This is a genomic window from Gordonia hirsuta DSM 44140 = NBRC 16056 (assembly GCF_000333015.1).
Classification (GTDB): domain Bacteria; phylum Actinomycetota; class Actinomycetes; order Mycobacteriales; family Mycobacteriaceae; genus Gordonia; species Gordonia hirsuta.
The window spans coordinates 59,096-80,606 of record NZ_BANT01000004.1 but is presented as its reverse complement, the minus strand read 5'-3'; the positions used below and the strand labels follow the sequence as shown (position 1 = coordinate 80,606).

The 21,511-nt window shown below is 68.2% G+C and carries 15 protein-coding genes; 7 read left to right on the top strand and 8 right to left on the bottom strand.

From position 1 onward, the window contains the following. The first annotated feature begins 22 nt into the window (after positions 1-22). Entirely contained in the window at positions 23-2,275 is a 2,253-nt protein-coding gene (gene nrdE, locus GOHSU_RS01900; protein WP_051139506.1) for a class 1b ribonucleoside-diphosphate reductase subunit alpha, read from the top strand. 90 nt (positions 2,276-2,365) lie between these two features. Here the strand turns inward: nrdE and GOHSU_RS01895 are convergent, their stop codons facing one another. Next, positions 2,366-3,130 (bottom strand): CPBP family intramembrane glutamic endopeptidase, encoded by a 765-nt coding sequence (locus GOHSU_RS01895; RefSeq protein WP_005935952.1) that lies wholly within the window; start codon positions 3,128-3,130, stop codon positions 2,366-2,368. A 176-nt stretch (positions 3,131-3,306) separates the two neighbouring features. Here GOHSU_RS01895 and GOHSU_RS01890 point away from each other — a divergent pair, with 176 nt between their 5' ends. Next, entirely contained in the window at positions 3,307-5,355 is a 2,049-nt protein-coding gene (locus GOHSU_RS01890; protein WP_005935950.1) for a PhoX family protein, read from the top strand. 39 nt (positions 5,356-5,394) lie between these two features. Here GOHSU_RS01890 and GOHSU_RS01885 read toward each other — a convergent pair whose 3' ends face one another. Continuing rightward, positions 5,395-6,027 carry an LON peptidase substrate-binding domain-containing protein gene (locus GOHSU_RS01885; RefSeq protein WP_024332711.1) on the bottom strand — a complete coding sequence of 211 codons (633 nt, stop codon included), beginning with the start codon at positions 6,025-6,027 and terminating at the stop codon, positions 5,395-5,397. 231 nt (positions 6,028-6,258) lie between these two features. Between GOHSU_RS01885 and nrdF the strand changes: the two genes are divergently transcribed. After that, entirely contained in the window at positions 6,259-7,260 is a 1,002-nt protein-coding gene (nrdF, locus tag GOHSU_RS01880; RefSeq protein ID WP_005935946.1) for a class 1b ribonucleoside-diphosphate reductase subunit beta, read from the top strand. A 79-nt stretch (positions 7,261-7,339) separates the two neighbouring features. Here the strand turns inward: nrdF and GOHSU_RS01875 are convergent, their stop codons facing one another. The 3 genes from GOHSU_RS01875 to GOHSU_RS16170 form a co-directional block, all read right to left on the bottom strand. After that, a complete protein-coding gene (locus GOHSU_RS01875; protein WP_005935944.1) occupies positions 7,340-8,035 on the bottom strand; it encodes a DUF4873 domain-containing protein in 696 nt (231 codons plus the stop codon). Further along, on the bottom strand, positions 8,032-8,973 hold the full coding sequence (locus GOHSU_RS01870) for an AurF N-oxygenase family protein (protein ID WP_005935942.1): 942 nt from the start codon (positions 8,971-8,973) through the stop codon (positions 8,032-8,034). The genes GOHSU_RS01875 and GOHSU_RS01870 overlap by 4 nt, the downstream gene beginning before the upstream one ends. Positions 8,974-9,168: 195 nt before the next feature. Further along, on the bottom strand, positions 9,169-11,154 hold the full coding sequence (locus GOHSU_RS16170) for a DUF222 domain-containing protein (RefSeq protein ID WP_024332710.1): 1,986 nt from the start codon (positions 11,152-11,154) through the stop codon (positions 9,169-9,171). Positions 11,155-11,475: 321 nt separating this feature from the next. On the opposite strand from GOHSU_RS16170, the gene GOHSU_RS01860 reads away from it, so the two are divergent. Continuing rightward, complete coding sequence (locus GOHSU_RS01860; protein WP_005935937.1) at positions 11,476-11,973, top strand: PH domain-containing protein; 498 nt, start codon at positions 11,476-11,478, stop codon at positions 11,971-11,973. Then, entirely contained in the window at positions 11,970-13,388 is a 1,419-nt protein-coding gene (locus GOHSU_RS01855; protein ID WP_005935933.1) for a PH domain-containing protein, read from the top strand. The genes GOHSU_RS01860 and GOHSU_RS01855 overlap by 4 nt, the downstream gene beginning before the upstream one ends. A gap of 1 nt (position 13,389) precedes the next feature. On the opposite strand, the gene GOHSU_RS01850 is transcribed toward GOHSU_RS01855, so the two are convergent. From GOHSU_RS01850 to GOHSU_RS01840, 3 genes are read right to left on the bottom strand one after another with little or no spacing between them, the layout of a single operon-like run. Then, positions 13,390-14,157 (bottom strand): SWIM zinc finger family protein, encoded by a 768-nt coding sequence (locus tag GOHSU_RS01850; RefSeq protein WP_005935930.1) that lies wholly within the window; start codon positions 14,155-14,157, stop codon positions 13,390-13,392. Next, positions 14,157-17,141, bottom strand: a complete 2,985-nt coding sequence (locus tag GOHSU_RS01845) for a DEAD/DEAH box helicase (protein ID WP_005935927.1) — start codon at positions 17,139-17,141, stop codon at positions 14,157-14,159. Before GOHSU_RS01845 ends, GOHSU_RS01850 begins: the two co-directional genes overlap by 1 nt. Before the next feature lie 15 nt (positions 17,142-17,156). Further along, positions 17,157-18,185, bottom strand: coding sequence for an ABC transporter substrate-binding protein (locus GOHSU_RS01840; protein WP_005935925.1), 1,029 nt, complete (start codon positions 18,183-18,185; stop codon positions 17,157-17,159). A gap of 238 nt (positions 18,186-18,423) precedes the next feature. Between GOHSU_RS01840 and ctaD the strand changes: the two genes are divergently transcribed. Next, on the top strand, positions 18,424-20,136 hold the full coding sequence (ctaD, locus tag GOHSU_RS01835; RefSeq protein WP_005935922.1) for an aa3-type cytochrome oxidase subunit I: 1,713 nt from the start codon (positions 18,424-18,426) through the stop codon (positions 20,134-20,136). Between the two features lie 103 nt (positions 20,137-20,239). Continuing rightward, positions 20,240-21,481, top strand: a complete 1,242-nt coding sequence (serB, locus tag GOHSU_RS01830) for a phosphoserine phosphatase SerB (RefSeq protein WP_005935919.1) — start codon at positions 20,240-20,242, stop codon at positions 21,479-21,481. Positions 21,482-21,511 lie beyond the last annotated feature (30 nt).

The window sequence follows — 21,511 nt, the reverse complement described above, 5'->3', positions numbered from 1 at the left end:
TTTTTATTCAGCAGGAGTCGTCTTGTCGCCTACCGCAGTTCCCGTGTCTGAGATCCCGCCCGCCGGGGAGACCGTTTCGGCCAGCCTCTCCGGGGTGCACGCCGACCCGGCCGGACACGACCCGGGTGAGCTCGACTTCCACGCGCTCAACGCGATGCTCAACCTGTACGACGCGGACGGCAAGATCCAGTTCGACAAGGACGAGCAGGCCGCGCGGCAGTACTTCCTGCAGCACGTCAACCAGAACACCGTGTTCTTCCATGACCTGGACGAGAAGCTCGACTACCTGGTCAAGGAGAACTACTACGAGCCCGAGGTCCTCGACCAGTACGACCGCGAGTTCGTGAAGCTGCTGTTCGGCCACGCCTACGGCAAGAAGTTCCGCTTCCCGACCTTCCTCGGGGCGTTCAAGTACTACACCAGTTACACGCTCAAGACCTTCGACGGGAAGCGCTACCTGGAGCGTTTCGAGGATCGCGTGTGCATGGTGGCCCTGACGCTGGCCGCCGGCGACACCGCCCTGGCGCGCAACCTGGTCGACGAGATCATCGACGGCCGCTTCCAGCCGGCCACCCCGACCTTCCTGAACTCGGGCAAGAAGCAGCGCGGCGAGCCGGTCTCCTGCTTCCTGCTGCGTATCGAAGACAACATGGAGTCGATCGGCCGCTCGATCAACTCCGCGCTGCAGCTGTCCAAGCGCGGTGGTGGTGTGGCCCTGCTGCTGAGCAACGTCCGCGAGCACGGCGCCCCGATCAAGCAGATCGAGAACCAGAGCTCGGGCGTCATCCCGATCATGAAGCTGCTGGAGGACTCGTTCAGCTACGCCAACCAGCTCGGTGCCCGCCAGGGTGCCGGTGCGGTGTACCTGCACGCCCACCACCCGGACATCTACCGCTTCCTGGACACCAAGCGGGAGAACGCCGACGAGAAGATCCGGATCAAGACGCTCAGCCTGGGTGTGGTGATCCCGGACATCACCTTCGAGCTGGCGCGCAACAACGACGACATGTACCTGTTCAGTCCGTACGACGTCGAGCGCGTCTACGGTAAGCCGTTCGCCGACGTCAACGTCAGCGAGAAGTACCACGAGATGGTCGAGGACAAGCGGATCCGCAAGTCCAAGATCAAGGCGCGCGAGTTCTTCCAGACCCTGGCAGAGCTCCAGTTCGAGTCCGGCTACCCGTACATCATGTTCGAGGACACGGTGAACCGGGCGAACCCGGTCGAAGGCAAGATCACCCACTCGAACCTGTGCTCGGAGATCCTGCAGGTGTCGACGCCGTCGACCTTCAACGAGGACCTGTCCTACAAGCACATCGGTCGGGACATCTCGTGCAACCTCGGTTCGCTGAACATCGCCAAGGCGATGGACTCGCCCGACTTCGGGATGACCATCGAAACCGCGATCCGAGGTCTGACCGCCGTGGCCGACCAGACCTCGATCGACTCGGTGCCGTCGATCCGCCGCGCGAACGAGGAGGGGCACGCGATCGGGCTGGGCCAGATGAACCTGCACGGCTACCTGGCCCGTGAACGCGTCTTCTACGGCAGCGAGGAGGGCATCGACTTCACGAACATGTACTTCTACACGGTGCTGTTCCACGCCCTGCGCGCCTCCAACAAGATCGCCAAGGAGCAGGGCCGGCCGTTCGTCGGCTTCGAGAAGAGCACCTACGCCAGCGGCGAGTTCTTCGACAAGTACATCGACCAGAAGTGGGAGCCGGCCACCGAGCGGGTCCGTGAACTGTTCGCCACCGCCGGTGCCTCCGACGGCGAGAACGGGCTGTTCGACGCGCCCGGGATCAAGATCCCGACGCAGGACGACTGGCGGGAGCTGAAGGCCTCGATCCAGAAGTACGGGATCTACAACCAGAACCTGCAGGCGGTGCCGCCGACCGGTTCGATCAGCTACATCAACCACTCGACCAGCTCGATCCACCCGGTCGCGGCGAAGATCGAGATCCGCAAGGAAGGCAAGATCGGCCGTGTCTACTACCCGGCGCCGTATCTGACCAACGACAACCTGGAGTACTACCAGGACGCCTACGAGATCGGGTACGAGAAGATCATCGACACCTATGCCGCGGCCACGCAGCACGTCGACCAGGGTCTGAGCCTGACCCTGTTCTTCAAGGACACCGCGACCACGCGCGATGTGAACCGGGCCCAGATCTACGCCTGGCGCAAGGGCATCAAGACGCTCTACTACATCCGCCTGCGGCAGATGGCGCTGGAAGGCACCGAGGTCGAGGGCTGCGTGTCCTGCATGCTCTAGCCTGCGCGTGGCAGGCGCGGGCGATCACGTCCGGCACAGAAGCGGGCCAGGGGAATCATCCCCTGGCCCGCTTCGTCGTGCCGGACGGCGTCAGGACAGCTGCCAAGCCAGGGCCGCGGCGATCGCACCGGCCCCGTTGGCGGCCCAGTGCATGGCGATCGACGGCAGCAGACTGCCGGTGCGCATCCGCAGCCAGCCGAACAAGGCACCGGCCACGGTGGTGAACACGACCGCCCCCAGCACCCCCAGCAGCACACCGGCGGTGCCGTCGCCGACGGTGTTGCCGATGCCCGGATTCCCCGCCGCCAGTCCGGTCGAGGAGACGATGTGCCACAGACCGAAGAGCAGCGCCTGGACCAGCACCGCGACCCAGGCGCGATGCCGGCGGGCGAGTGCGCCGAGCAGAATCCCGCGAAACAGTAACTCCTCGGGGACCACCGTCTGCAGTGGAATCAGCACGAGTGCCGACAGCACCGCCCACGGCAACGACGAATACGCCTCGTTGCGGAACAGCTCGCGGATCGGCGGTACCGCCAGACCCACGGCGATCACCAGCACCACCACGACAACGATCACCCCCGCCCAGCCGGCGCCGCGTCGCAGACTGGATCGGGACAACCCCAGATCGTCGGGCGTCAGCCCGGCCCCCAGGGCCAGTCCGGTCGCCGCGAGGGCGATCGCGGCGATGATCCACCGCGACCACGTCGAGCCGGTGAAATGCATCGTGATCTCGCCGGCGAACATCACCGCGATCAGCCCGAGGAGGGCGCGGTAGAAGCCGACGCGGCGGCGGACCAGCCGGCCGCCGGGAGTGCGCGGGGCGCCGCGCCGCAGACTGCTCCATTCGCGCCGCATAGCCTCCCACCCCTGTCCGCCGGGTGTCTACCCGGTGACTGCGGAGTCTACGACGGTGTCGCCGGACGTTCAGCGATGATTCACGACGGCGTCGTCGCCCATTGCTTCGGTCTTCCTAACCTGGCTCGCGTATCGGCCCGTAACACGGGCCCCACCGACCTCCTGGAGACCCTCGCATGCGCATCTCGTTACCGTTGTTCGCCCCCGCCGGCGGTCCGCCCGGCCGATCGTCCCGGGCCCGGATGACCTGCAAGTACAAGTGCGGTGAAGCCTGCTGGCACCGGCCCGGAAACACCAGTGACAATGCCTACTTCCGGGAGATCGCCCGCACCGCGCTGTCGCGGAGGGCCGTCCTGAAGGGGTCGCTGGCCGCGGCGGCCGGTGCCGGGGCCGGCGCGGTCCTGACCGGCTGCGGGGACCCCGGTCCCGCCAGCACCCCGACCGATCCGGGCCTGCCGCCGGGTATGCGTTTCGGTGCCGTGGCCCCCAATACCGAGGATGCGCTGATCGTTCCTGACGGCTACCGGCAGCAGGTGGTGATCCGCTGGGGCGATCCGGTGCTGCCGGGCGCACCGGAGTTCGACTTCGAGAATCAGACCCCGCAGGCGCAGGCGCAGCAGTTCGGTTTCAACAACGACTTCGCCGGGCTGATCCCGGTCGACGGTGCGCCGGACCGCTTCTACCTGGTGTGCAATCAGGAGTACACCACCGAGGCGATGATGTTCCGCGACTATCGGGAGAAGAAGCCCACCGAGCGGCAGGCGCGTGTGGCGATGGCCGCGCACGGCATCACGGTGCTCGAGGTGCAGGCCGGTACCGGCGACGGCTCCCTCACCCCGGTGATCGGGCGGCGCAATCGGCGCCTGACGGCCGCCTCGCCGTTCCGGATGACGGGTCCGGCCGCCGGTAGCGATCTGGTGCGGACCTCCGCCGATCCGGACGGACGGATCTTGCTGGGCACGATCGCCAACTGCTCGGGCGGCATCACCCCGTGGGGCACCATGCTGTCGGGGGAGGAGAACTTCCACAACTACTTCATGAATGCGCGGGCGGTGGCAGGCTCGCCCGCAGCCGAGCGTCTGGCACGGTACGGATTCGGCGACGACGCCGACTATCACCGGTGGGGGTTGTACGAATCGCGCTTCGACCTGGCTCGCGAACCCAACGAAGCCAACCGTTTCGGATACATCGTCGAAGTCGATCCGCACGACCCCGAATCGGTGCCGCTTAAACATTCGGCGCTGGGCCGGCTCAAACACGAATCGGCCAACATCTATGTGGTGCCCGACGGTGTGGACGCCGGCACCGTGGTCGCCTACACCGGCGACGATGAGCGCTTCGAGTACATCTACAAGTTCGTCTCCAGCCGGAAGATGCGCGACGGGCTGTCGCCGCAGGCACGCCGGCACAATCAGCGGATCCTGGCCGAGGGCACGCTCTATGTCGCGTCCTTCGCCAGCGCCGAGCCGCCGACCGTCACCGGTGCCACCGGATCGGGCCGGTGGCACAAGCTCCTCACCGTCGACGCCGACGGTTCGGCCACCTCGCACATCGCCGGGATGACCCCGGCGGAGGTGGCCGTATTCACCCGGCTCGCGGCCGACCGGGCCGGGGCCACCAAGATGGACCGCCCCGAAGACATCGAGGCCAATCCGTTCACCGGCAAGGTGTATTGTGCCCTGACCAACAACGACGCCCGCGGGATCGACGGCAATCCCGGAACCGACGGTGTGAACCCCCGCACCGAGAACAAGAACGGCCAGATCCTGGAGATCACCGATGCGCACGCCGGGACGGACTTCCGCTGGGATCTGCTGCTGGTGTGCGGTGATCCGGCTGCGGCCGACACCTATTACGGCGGCTACGACAAGACCCGGGTCAGCCCCATCTCGTGCCCGGACAATGTGGCCTTCGATCCGCACGGCAACCTGTGGATCTCCACCGACGGCAATGCGCTGGGCAGCAACGACGGACTGTTCGCCGTCGCACTGGACGGGCCGCGCCGCGGGCAGACGCGGCAGTTCCTCACGGTGCCGCGCGGTGCCGAGACCTGCGGGCCGATCATCACCGACCGGCGCGTGGTGGTGTGCGTCCAGCACCCGGGCGAGAGCGACGACGCCACCGTGGACCGGCCGCTGTCGCATTGGCCCGACGGCGGCCGCTCCCAGCCGAGACCGGCGGTCGTCGCGGTGTGGCGGAACGATAACGGGCCCGTCGGTATGTAGACGTCCGTGCCGCGCCTGCGCCGCCGTGGGCGCGGCCCCTCAGGTCTGGAGCCGGTCCTGAAGCAGCGGCTGCACATCGTCGAGCGCCCTGACCAGCACGTCCAGGCGCTCGGCCGGACCCGCGGCGCACAGCGCCGCATAGCGGTCGGCCGCACCCAGCGGCAGGTTCGCGGCGGTGAGGAACGTGTAATCGGTCGCCGGGAGCGACTCGGGTGCGCCCAGCGTCGTCGACGGCCGGCCGCGGCGGACGGCCAGGTCGTCGTAGAGCCCCTGGATCTCGGCCAGGATCGACAGGAACGGGCCACGCACGTGCGTCCAGGCCTGTCCGGCCGGTAGCTCCGCGTCCGGCCACGGCTCGACCTGGGCTCGCGGATAGGGATCGTCGTCGAGCCACCGGATCACCCGCAGCCGGTCGATGCCGCGGCAGGCGAGTTCGATCTGGCCGCTGGCCCGCTGGCGATGCCCGACGATGCGGGTGACGGTGCCGATATCGTGGCGCTCATCGCCGCCGCCGACCTCGCTGCCCCGGGCGATCAGCACCACCCCGAAGTCGCCGTCGCCGGAGAGGACATCGCGGACCAGGGCCCGGTAGCGGGGCTCGAAGACGTTCAGATGCAGGGGTTCGCCGGGCAGCAGCGGATGCTCCAGCGGGAACATCGGCAGGACCGTCACAGTGTCAGACTGCCACCGATCAGCGGTTACTCGTGGGTTCCGGTGGGTGCTCGGCGAGGCGCCGGGGTAGCGGGGCGCCGCGCCGGACCCGCGACACGCCCGACGGATGGATGTCTGCGACACGCCGGGTGCGGGGGAGACACACCATCTTGTGGTCGTGCCCGCCGCTGATCCCAACGGGTAGTGTTGACGGCGTTGCTCCATCCGTGACTCCTATGAACCAGAGGTGCCATGTCTGCGTCCGCTCACAGTCCTGCCGAAGGCGCGCCGATCAAACTGATCGACCGCGTCAGCGCCATCAACTGGAACCGCATTCCGGATGAGAAGGACGCCGAGGTGTGGGATCGCCTCACCGGTAACTTCTGGCTGCCGGAGAAGGTGCCGCTGTCCAACGACATCCAGTCCTGGGGCACGCTCACCGAGCCCGAGAAGCTGATGACGATGCGGGTGTTCACCGGTCTGACGCTGCTGGACACCATTCAGGGCACTGTCGGTGCGGTCTCGCTGATCCCGGACGCGGTGACCCCGCACGAGGAGGCGGTGCTGACCAACATCGCCTTCATGGAGTCGGTGCACGCCAAGAGCTACAGCTCCATCTTCTCGACGCTGTGCTCGACCAAGGAGATCGACGACGCCTTCCGCTGGTCGGAGGAGAGCCCGCATCTGCAGCGCAAGGCGAACATCATCCTCGACTACTACCGCGGCGACGACCCGCTCAAGCGCAAGGTGGCCTCGACGCTGCTCGAGTCGTTCCTGTTCTACTCGGGCTTCTACGCCCCGATGTACTGGTCTTCACGCGCCAAGCTCACCAACACCGCCGACCTGATCCGGCTGATCATCCGTGACGAGGCCGTCCACGGTTACTACATCGGCTACAAGTACCAGCGCGGGCTGGAGGACCAGACGCCCGAGCGTCGTGCCGAGCTGAAGGAGTACACCTTCGAGCTGCTGTACGACCTCTACGACAACGAGGCCGACTACACCGAGGCGCTGTACGACGAGATCGGCCTGACCGAGGACGTCAAGAAGTTCTTGCGCTACAACGCCAATAAGGCCCTGATGAACCTGGGCTACGAGGCGATGTTCCCCAAGGACGAGACCGATGTGAACCCGGCGATCCTGTCGTCGCTGTCGCCCAACGCCGACGAGAACCACGACTTCTTCTCCGGCTCGGGCAGCTCGTACGTGATCGGCAAGGCCGTCAACACCGAAGACGACGACTGGGACTTCTGACAACCTGCCGTCAGTACTGCGGCCCCCATCTCCTCATCCAGGAGCGGGGGCCGCAGCTGCCGGTGGCCGTTGGCGGCCGTCAGTGGTCGGCGGGGGTCATCCAGGGTGCGGCGTCGACGCCGGTCATCCGGACGGTGCCCCACGGGGTCAGCTCGGCGAGCTTGGCGTCGAACGCCGGCCCGTCGCCCACGGCGATCTGCGCGCGTGAACGGCCATCGCGTTTCAGCTCGGCAGCGTGGTCGGAGTGCAGGATTCCAGCCCAGTGGAACCGCCCGTCGTTGCCGTCGATGTGCCCGCGGGCGCGCAGCCGGCCGGTGAACTGCTCATCGCGAACGGTCACCCGGACCTCGTCGTCGAACACCTCGGCCTCCACCGATTCCTCGGTGAACCAATCGTAGTGGCTCGGGTCGAAGGCGGTGCGGCGGTGCAGCGCGGCCACCACGGCCTTGCGCAGGCGCGAGCGCAGCCCGATCACCGGCTGGTCGGGCCGATTCTGGACCGGCAGCCGGACGGCGGCGCCGTAGGCCCCGGCCAGTTGCGCCTCGGTCAGGGCCGCGGCAACGTAGTCGACGGTGTCCTCGCGCACGAAGAAGGTGTGCGGGATCGCGGCGGCAGCCACCCCCAGGTGATTCGGCGTCGGCGCGGCCTCATCGGTCACCCGAAGGTCGGCGTCGGCCGCGTCGTCGGTCAGTTCGAAGCCCAGGGGCGAGGCCGTCAGGCGGCGACGCAACTCGACGATCGCCGGGGACGATCCGGTCAGTGCGATGACGGTCATTTCAGGAACCCTGCGCGTCGCCACAGCCGCCTGCCCAGCGGTCCCATCAGGCCGTTCTTGTCCAGGAAGGTCGACAGCGGCAGGAACGACTGAAGCTGCACCGCATGGAAGTTCGGGTTGGCGCGGGCGAGCTTGGCCGCTTCCGCCGGGTCAGTCAGCCCAGCACGGGCGTACATCTCCGGGTTGGTGAAGAGCCGGCGGAAGACCGGTCCGCCCAGGCCGTGCAGGTTGGCCGACACCAGCGTTTCCCAGCGGGACCGGATCGGCGCGCGACGGACGATCCCGTCGCGGGCGAACCCGATGTGCCGTGCCTCCTCGGTGACGTGAATCGTCATCAGCTGAGCGACGAGGGGCTGCAGGTCCGGATCGTCCTTGATCTCGCGCTGCATGGCGTCGAAGAGTTCTTCGCCGACCAGCGTGATCACCCACAGCATGGTGCCGCGCATCAGCAACGGCAGCACGTGCATGGCGCCGCGTTGCCAGCGGCGCATGGCGTAGGCGCGAGTCCCGGTCCTTTCGATCACCTTGCCGAACATCGTCATGTGCCGGCACTCGTCACCCATCTCGGTAAGCGAATAGTGTGAGGTCGCGGCCGCCGGATCCTCCCGCATCAGGCGGATGAGCAGGGCCCGGTTCAGCAGGTTCTCGAACCAGATGCCCACCGACAGGATGTTGGCCATCTCCTGCCGTGACAGCTCGATGCGCTGCTCCTGTGTCATCTGCTCCCACAGCGGTGTGCCGTAGAGCGTCACTACCTTCGGCGGCAAGAAGAACTTGCCGTCGACAAGGGGTGCGTCGAAGTCGAGGTCGACGATGGGGTCGTAGGACCGGTTCGACGAGCCCTTCAGCAGGCGGCCGGCGACGGCGAGGCGACCTGCACGGTCGTAGACAGCCTCGTCCTGTTCGGTACGGGTCAGCGGATTCTCTGTCGTGGTCACGGCGGCACCTCCGGGATCGTGGGCCCGCGCAGCCGAGCGATCCTCGCGGGCTCCTTTCTCGAACCATAAGCCGCGACCGGAACCTTGTCAATGGCAAATGTAACGGTTGGCGATGGCAAGGACCTCTGGTCACCTCCTCGCCGTGCCCGACTGCGTCGATGAGCACGGCGAGGGGAGTGCGCAGAAGAGGAGTGATCAGAACGGTGGTGGTCCGCCCTCGCGATCGATGCGGCGGCGATCGGCCGCCAATCGGGCACGTTGGGCGCGGCGCCACGCGTGCTTGTACTCGGTGGTGGCCTGCAGGCCACCGCCGGCCGATCGTCCACCGGCCTGCGGATGGTCCGGTGGTGCGGGGCCGGGGTTCGCCGGCGGTGCGGGACCCTGGTGGCTGCAGCACAGGCCGGCCAACTGGGGGAACAGCCACTGGTTGGCGGCACGCGTCTCCACGGTGATGCCGAACGACAGGGTCACGCCCGTCCACAGCTCGCCGTCCTCGTTCCACCACTGGTCGTCGACCCAGCCGTCCTCGGGACGGCGGGCGCCCAGATGGGTTTTCAGGAGATGGTGGAACTTGCACTTGGGGCTGATATTGCAGATGCACGTCGGGCCGCCGGATGCCGGACAGATCTGATTGAACTCCTCGACGTGATCGAGCTCGCAACGGTAGGACGGGCGTGGACAGCCCGGCACGGTGCAGGTGGGGAACAGTCCGCGGATCAGGGCGTCGAGTGCGGCAGTGGGGCGGTAGGGGTCACTGGGTAGGGCGGTGCGGGTGAGCCTCTTCTTCGCCGGGTGACGGTGGCCGGATTCAGCGTGGCGGTTATTGGACTGAGCGTCGAGTTCGACGGTTTCGCGTGGGTGGGATTCCTGGTCTTCCTGGTCTTCCTGGTTGGCCTGGTCGGGGTGGGCGTCTTCGCGGGGGTGTTCGTTGCTGGGGTCAGTGAAGTTGTCCGGGCGGGGATGTTCGCAGGCGGGCTTGGCCCGGCCGTGCGGTGAAGAGTCCCCGTCGGTCTCGGATGCCTCGGACTTCTGCTGCTGGTCGGGGGCCGGGTCTGCAGCGGGGGCATGATCGGTAGCAGGCTCTTGGTGCGCGGCGGGACCCTGATGGGTGGCGGGATTCTGGCGGTCGCCGGGGTCGTCGGCCGTGGCGGTCAGATCGTCCAGATTCAGGTCGCGAACGATCGCATCGGGTCGTCGTGCCAGATCGCGCACGTGATCGGCGTCGATCGGGCCGTGTCCGTCCAGATGTGCGGGCTCTTCGTCGAGCCCCTCCAGCGTCGACTTCTGGCAGATCGCGTGGACCACGATGCGGGCCTGGCGCTCGGAGATCGCGGCGTCGTCGAGCTGTGCCGTGCAGGTGCTCTTATCGGGACAGCCACAGGTGAAGGGGAGTCGGCGCAGCCCGGCCAGAGCTGCCGCCGAACGGCGTTGGCCGAGCGTGCGCGGATCATTGGGGCAGACGGCGCGAGCCAGATCTTCGTTCGCCTCATATGCCAGGCGGATCTCCTCGGCATCGCCGCTGATCGAGATGCCGGCCATCCCTTCGGCGTAGTCCCGATACGTGACGTTCTTGCGCCGGCGGGCCTTTTCCCGGCGCCGCCGGACGGCGTCGGCGTCGTGCTGGGCGACGACGCGGTCGGCGATCTTCTCGGCATTCTTAGCCGAGATGTGGCCGGCCCCGGAAAGGCCCTCGCTCAGGTCGTCGTCGATCGCATCGATCAGCTCGCGGTCGACGACGATATCGGTGCGGTCGACGACGGTGGTGAAGATCTCCGGGGAGATCGAGCCCTTCCGCAACAGCTCCGCGGTTTTGGACAGACGTTGCGAGGCGGACTCGGCCTGCGCGAGAAGCTGGCTGGCGCGGCGCTGCGGAACGGCGAACAGGGCGCCGATCTCGGCGATCGTGACCGTGTATGGATCGAACAGTGTGCGCTGATCCTGGCCGTCGGACACCGCCTCGGCCACCTCCGCCAGGGCGATGTCGAGGTACTCGCCGATCGCCTTGAGCTGCACCCAGTAGAGGTAGGACTGACCCTGCTGTGCGCCGGCCGCGTACACCATCCAGGCGAGAGCCTCGGCTGTATCTTCCGTGCGCTCGGGGGCGGTCATTCCGGCGGGGGAGAAGTCGACTCGCTCCCAGCGGTCGGCATTCGGCGGCGGCGCTGACTCTGCGTGCGTCATGCGAACCACCCCCGCTTTCGGTTCCCGGACCGCTTCTATGTTCGAAATGATTATGATCTATACTACACGCCCATCCAGATGTGCGCCACCTCATATGTGGTTGCCTGTGGGCGAGCATAATTGCTGGTACCGACAATCTCTCAGTGGTGGAATCCCGGTCGAGGCGAAGCGGTCGGGGGTGGAGCGTGGCGGAGTGGACGCCGTGTGGGGTGAGCAATGTTCGAATCGGCAATGCGAACGTCGAAACGCAGCGAGCGGGCGGGTCTTTGCCTCCCTGGCCCGTCGTGCAGGTCACCGCATCGTTCCACCTAGGGTGGACCCATGACCGCTCAGACCGCCGATTTCCTCGATCCGCATTCAGCGGCGCTGATGCGCATGGCACCGGCTTATCGGCTGTCCGAGGCGCTCTCGGCAGTGGTGACCGCCGGGGTGCCGCTGCTGGCGGCGGTGGTCGCGGCTGTCGTCGTCGGCCGCTGGTGGCTGTGGCCGGTCGTGGGAGTCCTCGCGGTCGCTTTCGTCATGCTGGTGTGGATCTCATTGCGCCGCGCCGATGCGCACCGCTATGCCGAGCTCGACGACGACCTGGTGGTGGCCCGCGGGCTGCTGTGGCGCTCGGTCACCGTCGTCCCGTACGGCCGCATTCAGTTCGTGGACCTGGAAGAGGGGCCGATTCTGCGGCTGTTCGGGCTGGCAACCCTCAAACTGCACACCGCCAGCGCGACCTCAGACGCGGTGCTCCACGGTTTGACCCGCGAGGACGCTCAGTCGCTGCGGGCGCGATTGTCGGAGGCGGCACGAGTCCGGATGGAAGGACTGTGACCATCCCGGTTCGCTACGCCGGTGCCGGACGGCAGCGGGTTCATCCGCTCACCCCGCCGCTGCGTGCCTGGAAAACGCTGGTGGTGGTGCTGGTCATCGTGGTGATCAATGCCGGGGCGGTATTAATGGCGGCACTGGCGGCGGTCGGCGGTGCCGCGGCGGATGCTCCGCTGTTGGCGGCGCTGATGACGCTGCTGCTGATCGTGATCGTCGGCGGGATCATCGCCGGGATCGCCGCCTGGAGCTGGCATCAGCGCTTCTACGAGCTGGACGCCCAGGAGATCCGCACCGGATCGGGGATCTTCTTCCGGCAGCGTCGTACCGCGCGCTACGACCGGATCCAGTCCGTCGACATCCGCCAGCCACTGCTGCCGCGCCTGTTCGGGCTCGGTGAGCTCACAGTGGAGACGGCCGGCGGCGCGGATTCGGCACTGGTGATCGGCTACCTGGATGTCCCGACGCTGGAGCGACTGCGCGCCGAGGTCCTGGCAGCCACCGGAAGGCGAAGGGCGCAGTCGGTGCCCGAGCCCGGTGTTGTCGATCCCGGTCTGGTGGAGCCTGGTCCGGTCGAGCACGGAGCCGTCGAGAGGCGGACCGCGGCACCCGGACTGCCGGGACGAGTGCTGGCCGGCCCCATTCCACCGCCGCGGCTGGTGGGCATGGTGATTCTGACGTTCGGTGTGGGGGCGCTGGCGGCGCTGCTCGCGGTGATCGTCGTAGGGATCCTCGGTGGCGGCGCATTCGGCGCCGTGTTCGCCGCGGTGGGTGCGGTCGCCCTGCTCTGGGTGCCGCTCGACCGCTTCTGGAATCAGCAGCTGACCCTGCACGACGACACCGAACGCCTGCAGATCACCGCGGGGCTGGCCTCGACCCGCCGGCAGACCGTTCCGCTGCGCCGCATCCATGCATTGCGACTGCGCCGCCCACTGCTGTGGCAGATCCCGGATTGGGCGGAGCTGGAGTCGTCGATCGCCGGGTACGGGGATGCGCAGGAGCAGTCCGGGGTCACCCGGCTCATTGCGGTGGGCCAGACCGACGATGTCGTCGGGGCGATGAACGAGATCCTGTGGCGGATCGGTGACGACGAGCGCACGCCGCTCCGGAGCCGGCAATCGCCGGCCGCAGCCAAGTGGGTCTCGCCGATCGACTGGCAGGAACAGGGCGTGACCATCTCCCGGACCGGCATCTCGGTGACCTGGGGGCGGCTGAACCGTCAGTATGCGGTAGTGCCGTGGCGCCATGTCCAGGGTGCGGCACTGTCCCAGAACCCGGTGCAGCGACTGCTGGGGATCGCCGATGTGCGTGCGGCGGTCGTGGCCGGTCCAGCACAGGTGATCGCCCGGGATCTGACCGTGGCCGACGCCCGGGAGCTCCTCGCCGACATCCTGACGGCCCGCCGGACGGTGTCGGGCTGATTCAGCGATGCTCCCGAAACACCGCGTAGAGCTCGGCCAGATCGTCGAGAGCCTCGGCCAGTTCGGTCGCCCCGACGCCGGAGGCGCGCAGCGCCGACCGCAGGCCGCCCGGATCGAGTTCGGCGAGTGCATCGATGCGGGGAAACTCCGGGACGGGAGGCAGCGGAGCGCCGTCGCCGTAGAAGTCGGTCACGGGCTGGGGCGCCGGTGCCGGGGTGTGGTCGTCCGGGTCGGATGGCGGGGCTTCGGCGCGATCGCGCGCCAGATCCAGCAGCTCGGGCAGATCGGTGCCCAGCACGCGCAGCAGCGTCAGCGGCTGTTTGTCGATCTGGGCGGACAGCTCGAAGACGACAGCCATGACGTGGATGCAGCGCGGTGCCTCATCGGGGCAGGAACACCCGGAGGCGAGATCGGCCGATTCGGTCGGCGCCAGCAGTTCCCCGAGGGCCGCGGGCTGCTCCCCGCGGGCCAGTGCCAGCAGCGCCTCGACTTTTCCGGAGCGGCGCAGCAGCTGCACCACGGTCGCCGGGTCCACCGGGCGCGGTACTAGGGTCACTCCGAAAGGATCGAGTTGGCTGCCGCGGACCAGCGCGGTGATCTCGCCGTCGGCGATGCTCAGTTGCTCCACGTGCCGGTCCCGGAAGTAGCGGCGTGCTCCGCTGAGGTGGCGGTGATCGGCACCGGCCTCGACCACGGCCGCCAGCGCCCGGCCCCAGGGGGTGAGTCCGTAACCGCGCACCGGCGGCGCGGGGCCTCTGCGGCGGGCCACTATTCGCCCACCGCCGCATCGCGCAGTGACAGCAGATCCAGCAGGGCATCGTCGCCCAGATCGGCCAGCCAGCTCTCGCCGGTGGCCACCGTCAGCGACGACAGCTCCCGTTTGGCCGCGATCAGCTCGTCGATCCGCTCCTCGAGGGTGCCGACGCAGACGAATCTGCGGACCTGCACCGCCCGGGTCTGGCCGATCCGGTAGGCGCGGTCGGTCGCCTGTTCTTCGACCGCCGGATTCCACCAGCGGTCGGCGTGGATCACCTGGTTGGCGGCCACCAGATTCAGTCCCGTCCCGCCGGCCTTGAGGGTGGCCACCAGAATCGGTGGACCGTCGTCGGCGCCGAATCCGGACACCAGCGCATCCCGCTGGGTGCGCGGCAGCCCGCCGTGCAGCACCGGGACCGGCCGGTCCACGAGCGGACTCAGCCAGCGGCTCAGCAGATCGGCGAAGGCGGCGAACTGGGTGAAGATCAGGGCGCGGTCACCCTCGTCGACCAGCGTCGTGGTGATATCGCTGAGCAGTTCGAACTTGCCCGACCGATGCCGGCCGCGACGCAGCATCGGCGACCCGTCGCCCAGATAGTGCGCCGGATGGTTGCAGATCTGCTTGAGCCGGGTCAGCGCGGCCAGCACCGTCTTGCGCCGCTGCCCGTGGTGCTGCGCATCGGCCAGCGCTTCGTGCAGCTCGTTCAGGACGGCCTGATAGAGCCCGGCCTGTTCGGCGGTCAGATTGGTGCGCACCGTCAACTCGCTCTTCTCGGGCAGGTCCGGGGCGATCGCCGGATCGGTCTTGAGGCGGCGCAGGATGAACGGCCGGGTGAGCGCGTTGAGACGGGCCAAGGCCGCCGGATCACGGTCGCGTTCGATCGGTTCGGCGAATCGGGCCCGGAACGACGACGCCGTGCCCAGCAGACCGGGGTTGACCAGGTCGATCACCGCACGCAGATCCTCCAGCCGGTTCTCCACCGGAGTGCCGGTCAAGGCGATGCGGCGGCGGACCGGCAGGGAGCGCAGGGCCTTGGCGGCCGCGGTGCGCACATTCTTGACGTGCTGCGCTTCGTCGACCACCAGCAGATCCCACGATGCGGCGGCGAAGTGCTCCCGATCGCGGGTGAGGGTCGCGAAGGTGGTCACCACCACATCGGTGGCCGCGTCCGAGAGCAGGGCCGCCTGCCGATGCGGACCGTGATGAACGACGACGCGCAGGTCCGGGGTGAACCGGGCCAGCTCGTGCTGCCAATTGCCGATCACCGACATGGGGCAGACCACCAGGGCCGGCGGGGCCTGGGCGGTGTCGGCCCGGCGCCGGGCGATCAGGGCGATCACCTGGACGGTCTTGCCCAGGCCCATATCGTCGGCCAGCACACCACCGGCCCCGATCGACGCCAGCGCACCGAGCCAGTCCAGGCCGCGCTGCTGATAGGGGCGCAGTGTGGCTCGCAGAGTGCCGGGCACCGCGACGGGTTCGGGCCGCAGGGCACCGCCGGTGGCGATGTCGTCGAGCCAGTCCAGGCCCTGTACCCCGGTCACCGGTACCGGCAGCCGATCATCGGTCCCGCCGATCAGTGCCATCAACTCGGCGAGGTCGACGGCGGCGCCGTCGTCGGTCGCGGCCCGGGTGGTCAGAAAGGCTGCGGCGCGGGTCAGGGCCGCGCCCTCGGCGCGCACCCAGCGGCCGCGGATCCGGACCAGGTCGCCGTGCTGACGAGCCAGCTCGTTGAGGTCGTCCTGGCTCAACGGTGCGCTGCCGTCGCCGAGGGCCAGGCGCCACTGGAAGTCGGAGATCTCGTCGAGTCCGACCAGACCAGGACGGCTCTGCCCGCCGGGGACGGGGGCGGCGCGCAGGGTGACCTCCGGTGTCACCTCGGCGATCGTCCGCGGCAGCAGGACCGGGATCCCGGCCTGGCCGATCAGCGCGGCGCCCTCGGCGAAGAAGTCCGCGACCTGCTCGGTGGTGAGCAGGAAATCCAGGTTGTGGGGATCGGTCTGGGCCCGGGACAGTTCGCCGTAGGCCTGTAAGGCGACGGCGAGTTCGCTGGTGAGCTCATCCAGGTCGTGGGCACTCAGACGGTGCGGGACCACCTCGGTCAGCCGGGCGGGCAGCGCGGGATTCTCGCTGATCTCGTCCTGCCGGCGGCACACCTGCAGTCGCCACAACTGCGCCTCGGCCGGCAGCTGAGCTTCGGCGGATACCGGATCGGATCGAGTATCGCCGGTGTCCTCGGGTTCGTGTAGCCGCAGCACCAGTGACGGCCCGGACTGGGGCCCGGTCTGACACCAACTGCGCCACGCCGAGGCCGCGGCACCGGCGTGATCGGGCAGTGGCAGTGCGGCCGGGGCCGCCAGCGCATCGATCAGCGGAATCTGCGACCGGCCGTATTCGGGGGCCAGGATCCGCCGGCATTCGGCGTCCAGGATCTGGGCCACGAAGTCCAGCAGGGCGGGGACACCGTCGGCGACCAGTGCGGGCGGGGCCGAGGCGGCGATCACCGTCTCCCAGCTGCGCCAGGCGGGTGTGGGCAGCGCCGACCAGGTGACGACGGCTTCTTCGGCGGTCACCTGGACCCCCGGTGCGACGGCCCCGGCATCACGCAGTGCCCGTGCGCCGCTCAGGAGATAACGGTAGAAGGCCAGGTCACCGCCGACCGAGAGATGTTCGCAGCGGTCGAGCAGTTCCACCGCCGTCGGAACCCCGATCACGACGGCGCTGCGCAGCGTCCGCACACCGTCGGGGCCGCGCTGATCGACGGTATGCCGCGGTTTGCGGCGCGCCAGCAGATCGGCGACCGAGGCCGGCAGGTCGATCAGATCCTCCAGCGGCGGCGGACTCGCGGCGGTGGGTGTCCCGGCCGCGCGGGCCGGGGATACCGGAGAAGTGGCGGCGGGCCCTGGTGTGTCGGGCCCTGGTGTGTCGGGCCACAGCGCCAGTCCCAGACCCGGTCGCCACAGGGCACGCAGACCCAGGACGGGGCGGTCGGGCACGGCCGGAACGTCCGGTCAGGACGACGTGGAGTTCAGCGAACTCTTCACGTCGTTGAGCACCAGCCAGGCCGCGGCCAGACCGGAGGTCTGGTACCAGACGGCGTCGTCGACCCAGAGCACCCGGCTCCAGCTCGGAGCGCCCATCTCCTGCCAGCGGTCGCTCTCGAGCACCTCGACGCCGCGGTCGAGCCCCCGCTGGCCCTGTGCGCTGACGTAGATCAGGTCGCCGTCGGCGGCGGTGAAGTTCGCATCGGTCACCACCGTGGGTTCGGGTGTGCGCTGGGCGGCCGGCCGGGCCACCCCGATCTGCGTCAGCAGGGCCGGAGCGAAGCCTCCGGTGCCTTCGATCAGTTCGGCGTCCGGAGTGAAACGCACCAGGGAGACCTGACTGTGCGGGGCATCCATCACCCGGCCGATGCGCGCGGCCTCGGCATCGAATTCGGCCAGCCGCTCGGTGGCGGCGGCCGACCGGTCCAGAGCCTTGGCGACCTCGGTGAAGACGGCGCGCCAGTCATCACCGCCGCCGATGGTCACCACCTCGGTGGAGCCCAGGACCCCGGTGGCGTGCAGTGCACCCACCGCAGCGGCGGTACCGGGAGTGGCCAGGACCAGCTGCGGGTCGGCGGTGCGCACCTGGGCGGCGGTGGGGGAGTGGCCAAGGGTGGGCACTGCGCCCAGCTGGGGGCCCAGGTATGCGGGGATGCTGCCGTCGGCTGCGGTCACCGCGCGCACCTTCGGGCCGACACCCAGGGCGCAGAAGGCATCCAGCAGGGCCGGATCGGTCACGATGACCCGCGAGATATCGGCTGCGGGATCGGCCGCGGCGGTCGGTGCCAGGCAGGTCTGCGCGTAGTCGCGGCCCGCGTTGACGATGTCGACCCGGGCGATCCGGCTGGTGACCGTGGAGATGATCGAGCCGTCGGGGGTGCGCAGCTCATCGTCGGACTCGGCACACGCGGTCAGTCCGGCTGCCAGCATGAACGCCGTCGCAGCGGCCGCGAGCAGGCGCCAGCGGCGGCCGGTGGTCGGGGAGTTGTCGAGCACGCGCCTACGCTAGCAGAGCGCGGTGGCGTTTCTGCGGTGGGCGCGTCGGTCAGACAGACGCCACTACCAGCGAAAATCATTGCAGCGTAAGGTTGAATACGACAGATCGTAGGACCCGCTCGGCAGACCGGCCGTGACTGGTTTACGATCAGAGGACGGCACCGACGGCATCATGGCCGTTGCCGGTGCTTGCAGGGTTAGAGTCCAGGCGTCAGGCCGGCGCCCAGGAGGAGGATCTGTGACCGCACTAGACCAACCGACGACCGTGGTGACTCCGGTTCGTCCTTACCCGGAGCGCTACGGCGCGAAGGGTTCGTTCTTCCATAAAATGATCACCACGACCGATCACAAACTGATCGGTCAGATGTACTTGGTCGCGTCGTTCGGGTTCTTCCTGGTTGGCGGCCTGATGGCACTGCTCATGCGTGTCGAACTGACTCAGCCTGGTCTGCAGTTCCTCTCGAATGAGCAGTTCAACCAGCTGTTCACCATGCACGGCACGATCATGCTGCTGATGTACGCCACCCCGGTGGTCATCGGCTTCGCCAACTACGTCCTGCCGCTGCAGATCGGCGCCCCGGACGTGGCCTTCCCGCGGCTGAACGCGATGGGCTTCTGGCTGTTCCTGTTCGGCAACCTGGTGGCGTTGGGCGGCTTCCTGACTCCGGGTGGCGCGGCCGACTTCGGCTGGACCGCCTACACCCCGCTGGCCGACGCGGTGCACGCACCGGGCTTCGGTCCCGACCTGTGGATCATGGGTCTGGGTGCCGCGGGTCTGGGCACCATCCTGGGTGCGGTCAACATGATCACCACCGTGGTCTGCCTGCGGGCGCCCGGTATGACGATGTTCCGCATGCCGATCTTCACCTGGAACATCCTGGTCACCAGTGTTCTGATCCTGCTGATCTTCCCGCTGCTGACCGCGGCCCTGATGGGCCTGGAGGTGGACCGCCAGTTCGGTGCGCACCTGTACGACCCGGCTAACGGCGGCGTGATCCTGTGGCAGCACCTGTTCTGGTTCTTCGGTCACCCCGAGGTCTACGTGGTCGCCCTGCCTTTCTTCGGCATCGTCTCGGAGATCTTCCCGATGTTCGCCCGCAAGCCGATCTTCGGCTACTCGGGCCTGGTCTACGCGACCCTGGCGATCGCCGCACTGTCGGTGGCAGTCTGGGCGCACCACATGTACGTGACCGGCGCGATCCTGCTGCCGTTCTTCTCGTTCATGACCTTCCTGATCGCGGTGCCTACGGGCGTGAAGTTCTTCAACTGGATCGGCACCATGTGGAAGGGCCGAATCACCTTCGAGACACCCATGCTGTTCTCGATCGGTTTCATCGTGACCTTCCTGTTCGGTGGTCTGACCGGTGTGCTGATGGCCAGCCCGCCGATGGACTGGCACATCTCGGACACGTACTTCATCGTGGCGCACTTCCACTACGTCCTGTTCGGCACGATCGTCTTCGCGACCTACGCCGGTATCTACCTGTGGTTCCCGAAGATGACCGGCCGCATGCTCGACGAGACTCTGGGCAAGTGGCACTTCTGGCTGACCTTCATCGGTTTCCACACCACGTTCCTGGTCCAGCACTGGCTGGGTAACGAGGGCATGCCGCGTCGCTACGCCGACTACCTGGCCAGCGACGGTTTCACCACGCTGAACGTGATCTCCACGGTCGGAGCGTTCATCCTGGGTCTGTCGATGTTCCCGTTCCTGTGGAACATCTTCAAGAGCTACCGCTACGGCGAGGTCGTCACGGTCGACGACCCGTGGGGCTTCGGCAACTCGCTCGAGTGGGCCACCAGCTGCCCGCCGCCGCGGCACAACTTCACCGAGCTGCCCCGGATCCGTTCGGAGCGCCCGGCGTTCGAACTGCACTACCCGCACATGGTCGAGCGCATGCGCGCAGAGGCCCACGTCGGCTGGGGTAGCGACAAGCACTACCAGCAGTAGTCGCGGCGCTACACCCGCAGAGACAAAGCACCAGGCCCACCCGAGTCCTCCTCGGGTGGGCCTGCTGCTTTGTGCATCGCGGTGCTCTTGCATAATGACGCACGTGGCAAATGCGAAGCTCGAACCGTCGGTCCTGCTCACCGTCAGCGGCCCGGACAAGCCCGGCGTCACCTCGGCGTTGATGGCCGTGCTCGCCGAGTGCGAAGTGGATCTCCTCGATGTGGAGCAGGTGGTGATCAACGATCATCTGACCCTGGGCGTCCTGGTGGCCTGCGACCGTCCCGTGGACGAGCTCGCGGCGGCGGTGACCGAGACGATGACCCCACACGGGATGGACGTGTCGGCCGCCCGCAAGGACGACGCGGTCGGGCATGCCCCCTCCACCCATGCGGTGGTGATTCTGGGCAGTCCCGTCTCGGCGGCGGCCTTCGGTGCGGTGGCCGGGGCCCTGGCCGCCCAGGACGGCAATATCGACTCGATCCGCGGTATCGCCGACTATCCGCTGACCGGACTGGAACTGATGGTCTCGGTGGCGCCCGGCCCCAAGGCCGATGCGGCGCTGCGTGCGAGCCTGGGCGGCGTGGCCGCCGACTACCCGATCGACGTGGCGGTCGAACGCGGGGGACTGGCCCGGCGCGCCAAGCGGGTCATCGTCTTCGACGTCGACTCCACCCTGATCCAGGGTGAGGTGATCGAGATGCTCGCCGCCGAGGCCGGCCGCGAGGAGGAGGTCGCCGCGGTGACCGAGGCAGCCATGCGCGGCGAACTGGACTTCGCCGAGTCCCTGCACCAGCGGGTGCGGGCGCTGGAGGGCCTGGACGCCGAGGTGATCGATCGGGTCGCCGAACGCATCGAACTGACACCCGGGGCGCGCACCACCATCCGGACGCTGAACCGTCTCGGCTATCACTGCGGTGTGGTCTCCGGCGGCTTCCGCCAGGTGATCGAGCCGCTGGCCGAAGACCTCGAGCTGGACTTCGTGCGCGCCAACACTCTGGAGGTTGTCGACGGCAAGCTCACCGGCCGGGTGACCGGTGAGGTGGTCGACCGGGAGGGCAAGGCCCGTGCGCTGGCCGCCTTCGCCGCCGAGCGTGGCGTCCCGATGTCACAGACGGTCGCCGTCGGCGACGGTGCCAACGACATCGACATGCTCGCCGCGGCCGGGCTCGGAATCGCTTTCAACGCCAAGCCGGCGCTGCGCGAGGTCGCCGATGCGAGCGTGAACTATCCGTATCTGGATGCGGTGCTCTACATGCTCGGCGTCACCCGCAACGAGGTGGAGGCCGCCGACGCCGTCGACGGCACCCTGCGACGCGTACCGCTGGACCCGGCGCCGGAACAATAGCCGGGTCGTAGCCGGCGCCGCGGTCCACAG